Genomic DNA, 4,824 nt, shown 5'->3' with positions numbered 1-4,824 from the left:
TCGGCGGAACCAGCCAGTCCGCGCCGCTGACCGCGGCCGCCGCCGCGCTGGTGATGGCCTGCCTGGTGTGGCGGCTGCTGCCCCGTCCGGCGCGGCGTCCCGCCGATGCACCAGAATCGGACCATGAGCACATCGCCTCCTGAGCAGCAGGCCGCCCGCTCCGACGATCCGCTGGACCGGCTGCCGCTGCGGGAGCGCAAGAAGCTGAAGACGCGGAGGGCCATCCAGCAGCACGCCCTCCGCCTCTTCCAGCACCAGGGCTACGACGGCACCACCGTCGAGCAGATCGCGGCCGCCGCGGAGATCTCGCCCAGCACGTTCTTCCGGTACTTCCCGACCAAGGAGGACGTGGTCGTCTCGGACGAGTACGACCCGGTCATGGTGGAGATGTTCCGGCGGCAGCCGCCGGAGCTGTCCCCGATCGAGGCGCTGCGCCGGGTGTTCCGCGAGCTGCTGCCGGAGATGCTGGCGGCCGACGAGAGCCTGCTCATGGCCCGGCTGCGGCTGACCGCCGACGTCCCGGCCGTCCGGTCCCGGATGATCGAGGCGATGCGGTCGGGGACGCAGGGCGTGCTCAAGGAGGTCGTCGCCGAGCGCACCGGGCGCGCCCCGGACGACCTGGACGCCGACGCGCTCGCCTGGGCGGTCACCGGCGTCCTGATGTCGGCCATGTACGCCTGGATGGACGGGACCGTCGCGTTCGAGGACATGGCCGAGCTGGTCGACCACAACCTCGCGTTCCTCGCCGCGGGCTGCCCGCTCTAGCGGCCCGGCCCGGCGGGCGGTGCGGGAGCGGGCGGTGCGTCAGCCGGCGGCGCGGGCGGCCATCTGCGGGCTGACCCGGATCGCGCCCTTGAAGTTGCGGAAGTAGACGTTCTGGATCTGGACGTCCGTCCCGGTGTGCGGGGCCACGATCATCTTGCCGTTGCCGATGTAGAGCGCGATGTGCGAGATGTAGCCGGGCGCGGTGGGGTCGTTCGCCCAGATGAGCAGGTCGCCCGGCTGGGCCTTGCTGAACGGCAGGACGTAGCCGGTGCGCGCCTGGTCGGCGGCCACGCGCGGCATGCGGATCCCGGCCTTGTTGAAGGCGTAGAGCAGCAGGCCCGAGCAGTCGTAGCCGCCCTCGGCCTCCGACTCGCCGCCCCACACGTAGGGCCAGCCGATCCGGGACGCCGCGGCGCGGATCACGGTCTGCACCTGCGCGGCGGTCATGACCTTGCCGGGGGCGCCGGTGACGCGGCCGGGCTCCGGGTAGTCGATCTTCGGGTCGACCTCGACCGCCTTCAGCCCCTTCGGCAGCGCCTTGCGGACCGCCTTGAGCAGCTTGCCGGGGTCGGTCTTCGGCGCGCTGACCAGCATCGCGTTGCCGGACGGCAGGCCGAGCGACCGCGCGGTCTCGTGCGAGACGACCGCGTCCACGTCGCCGATGCCCATGGTCGCGTACGCGCCGACGCGCAGGTCGGTCGGATGGTCCTTGCCGCCCGCCGGGACGCGGCTGCCGAGCGCCACGCCGCCGTCGTTGCCGAGCGTGAAGGAGATCGCGACGTCGCCGGCGGCGATGTTGCGCCACAGCGCGTCCGACTTGGCGGTCGGCTCGGGCGTGTAGGCGCGGAAGGTCGAGGGGTTGACGCCCATCAGCCCGACGCGCTTGCCGCCGAGCATGGCCTGGACGGCGTCCACGGTCTCGACGCCCTGCACGCCCTTCATCGCGCGGATCTTCGCGACGACGTCGGCGGGCAGCGTGGTGGCCCCGGCGACCATGACCTGCGGCGCGAGCCGCCTGCCGAGCGGGGCGACGGGCTGCGGCGTGATCGCCGAGTCGTTGGACGCGGCGACGAACCCGTCGCTCATCGCCCGGGGCGCGTGGTGCGTGCGACCCTCGTGGGCCACCACGACGGCCGTGTTCACGGCCAGGGTGGTCACGACCGAAACGCCGATGATCGTCGGTAGAACCCGGCGGTTCGGCTTGCGCACGGCATCGCTCCCTCGTCGTTCGGTGGACCACCGACTATGGCGCAGTCCCGCGGCCGGAGTCCAGGCACCCCGGCGGCTCCGCCGGGGCCCGGTCCTTCGGCCGCTTCGGGTCGGTCCCCTCTTCGCTACCAAGAGGTAACACCAACCACGGGAGAGATCAAGGTCACTCCGCCACAAAAGTGGACTCAGAGTCCAATTACTGCTGTAGCTCGCGTCCGAGGGCGGCGCCGCTCGTGACCGGCAGCCGGCACACGAAGCCCTTGCAGACGTAGGCCGTCGGCACGCCGTCCACCAGCGGGCGGCCGTCGAGCAGCGGGACGTCCTGGGTCCCCGGCTCGCCGACGCTGACGACCGCGCCGGGCGAGGTCGCCATGAGGGCCGTGCGGTGCAGCTCGTGCGTTCGCGGATCGTCCGGCTCGCCCAGAATGCCGATTTCGAGCGGGCCCGCGAGGTTCGCCTCGGCGACCGCGAGGCCCCATCCGGCGAACCGGGCCACGCCCCGCTCGACGAGGATCTTCGCGGGCGCGAGCGCGGCCCCCGCCGCCTCGCGCGCCCACGGGGACGCGGTCAGCGCGGCATAGGACAGCAGCGCGCCGGCCGCCGCGAACTGGCCGGACGGCGAGGCGTTGTCGGTCGGGTCCTTCGGCCGCCGGAACAGCCGCTCAGCGTCGTCGGCGGTGTCGTAGAAGCCCTCCTGGCCGTCGGAGAAGTGCTCCAGCACCGTCTCCAGCAGCTCGCCGGCCAGCCGCAGATGCGCCGGATCGCCGGTGACGCCGTGCAGCGCGAGTAGCCCTTCGGCGACATTTCCATAGTCTTCGAGCACGCCCGAATTGGCTCCGGCGACACCGTCACGGGACGTCCGGGTCAGCCGCCCGTCGCGCAGATGGACGTCCACCAGCAGCCGGGCCGCCTCCTCCGCCGCCCGGACCAGGTCCGGGCGCTCGAACAGCGCGCCGCACTCGGCGAGCGCCGCCACCGCCAGCCCGTTCCAGGACGCGACGACCTTGTCGTCGCGCGCGGGCGGGACGCGCTGCTCGCGCGCGGCCAGCAGCGCCGAGCGGATCCGCTCGTAGCGCGCGCGGTCGTCCGGGTCGTCCGGCAACTGCAGGACGGAGGTGCCGTGCTCGAACGTCCCCGTCACGGCGAAGAGCTCCACGGCGAGGGCCGCGTCGTCCGGGCCGAGCACCTCTTCCAACTGCGCGGGCGTCCAGACGTAGTACTTCCCCTCTTCGCCCTCGCTGTCGGCGTCCAGCGCGGAGGCGAACCCGCCTTCGGCGGTGCGCAGGTCGTGGACCATCCAGTCGCACGTCTCCACGGCGATCCGGCGCGCGAACGGGCTGCCGGTGATGCGCCACCAGTGCGCGTAGACCCGGGCCAGCAGCGCGTTGTCGTACAGCATCTTCTCGAAGTGCGGGACGGTCCACGACGCGTCCACGGAGTAGCGCGCGAACCCGCCGCCGAGCTGGTCGTACATCCCGCCCCGGGCCATCGCCTCCAGCGTGTGCCCCGCCATCGCGAGCGCCTGGTCGTCCCTCGTGCGCGCGTGATGCCGGAGCAGGAACTCCAGCACCATGGACGGCGGGAACTTCGGCGCACCGCCGAACCCGCCCCGCGCCGCGTCGTAGTTCTCCGCCAGCGACTGGACGGCGGTGGCGAGGTTCTCGACGTCCGGGGCGAGCGCGCCCGCCAGGCCCGGTTCCTTCGGGGTCAGCGCCTCGACGACATGCCGCCCCTGCTGCTCCACGTCGTCCCGCTGCTCGGTCCACGCCTTGTGGACGGCCCGCAGGACCGCGTGGAAGTGCTGCCGGGGAAAGTACGTCCCGCAGTAGAACGGCGCGCCGTCCGGCGTCATGAACACCGTCATCGGCCAGCCGCCCTGGCCGGTCATCGCCTGCGTGGCCTCCATGTAGACCGCGTCGATGTCCGGCCGCTCCTCGCGGTCGACCTTGATGTTGACGAACAGCTCGTTCATCAGCGCCGCGGTCGCGTCGTCCTCGAACGACTCATGGGCCATGACGTGGCACCAGTGGCACGCGGCGTAGCCGACGGAGAGCAGGATCGGGACGTCCCGCCGCCGGGCCTCGGCCAGCGCGTCCTCTCCCCACTCCCACCAGTCCACCGGGTTCCCGGCGTGCTGCAGCAGGTACGGGCTGGTCGCGTCCTTGAGACGGTTCATCCTCCGATCCTCCCCCGACCCGCGCCGGAGAATGTCAGTGGGGCCGGGGAGGATGGCGCAGTGCTACAGGGATGTCTGAACGGAGCGCGGAGGGAAGGCGTGCCGCTCACGGCCGCCGAGCTGGCGGCGGAGGCGGCGCGAGCCGTGGCGGCGGGGGCGGCCGACCTCCACATCCATCCGAAGGACGCGCGGGGGCGTGACTCGCTCGATCCCGACGCCGTCGCGGAGGCGGTGTCGGCGGTCCGGGCGGCGGTGCCGCCGGGGGTGGGTGTCGGGGTGACCACGGGGGCGTGGGCCGCACCGGAGGTCGCTGACCGGCTCGCGGCGATCAGGGCCTGGCGCGTCCGGCCCGACCACGCCTCGGTGAACTGGCACGAGGACGGCGCCGAGGACGTCGCGGCCGCCCTGCTCGACCTCGGTGTCGGGGTGGAGGCGGGCGTCTGGTCGGAGACGGACGGGGCCGAGCGGTTCCGCCGGTCCGCGCTGGCGGGACGGGTGCTGCGCGTTCTGGCCGAGGTCGTCGACACCGACCCCGCGACGGCCGCCGCCTCGGCCGACGGGCTGCTCGCCGAGCTGGCCGGCCTGCCCGGCGGAGTGCCGGTGCTGCTGCACGGCGAGGAGGGCGGCACGTGGCCGGTGCTGGAGCGCGCCGCACGGCTCGGGCTCGACACCCG

At 73.3% G+C, this 4,824-nt stretch carries 4 protein-coding genes; 2 read left to right on the top strand and 2 right to left on the bottom strand.

Annotated elements, in window-relative coordinates:
- Positions 1–123: 123 nt before the first annotated feature.
- A complete protein-coding gene (locus AB0J52_RS27595; RefSeq protein ID WP_500185276.1) occupies positions 124–765 on the top strand; it encodes an acyl-CoA-like ligand-binding transcription factor in 642 nt (213 codons plus the stop codon).
- Between the two features lie 39 nt (positions 766–804).
- Here AB0J52_RS27595 and AB0J52_RS27590 read toward each other — a convergent pair whose 3' ends face one another.
- Complete coding sequence (locus AB0J52_RS27590) at positions 805–1,974, bottom strand: C40 family peptidase (RefSeq protein ID WP_500185274.1); 1,170 nt, start codon at positions 1,972–1,974, stop codon at positions 805–807.
- A 196-nt stretch (positions 1,975–2,170) separates the two neighbouring features.
- A complete protein-coding gene (locus AB0J52_RS27585; protein WP_500185272.1) occupies positions 2,171–4,150 on the bottom strand; it encodes a thioredoxin domain-containing protein in 1,980 nt (659 codons plus the stop codon).
- 99 nt (positions 4,151–4,249) lie between these two features.
- Between AB0J52_RS27585 and AB0J52_RS27580 the strand changes: the two genes are divergently transcribed.
- Positions 4,250–4,824 (top strand): 3-keto-5-aminohexanoate cleavage protein (locus tag AB0J52_RS27580; RefSeq protein ID WP_500185271.1); only part of this gene is annotated, 575 nt, incomplete at its 3' end.

Source organism: Spirillospora sp. NPDC049652 (assembly GCF_040675125.1).
Classification (GTDB): domain Bacteria; phylum Actinomycetota; class Actinomycetes; order Streptosporangiales; family Streptosporangiaceae; genus Spirillospora.
Note: the sequence above shows the minus strand (reverse complement) of the source record. Positions and strands in the feature narration are given on the sequence as shown.

What these genes read in the sequence shown, in the direction of transcription:
- AB0J52_RS27595 (WP_500185276.1), top strand. Translation starts at nt 124, where the DNA reads ATGAGCACATCGCCTCCTGAGCAGCAGGCCGCCCGCTCCGACGATCCG.
- AB0J52_RS27585 (WP_500185272.1), bottom strand. Translation starts at nt 4,150, where the DNA reads ATGAACCGTCTCAAGGACGCGACCAGCCCGTACCTGCTGCAGCACGCC.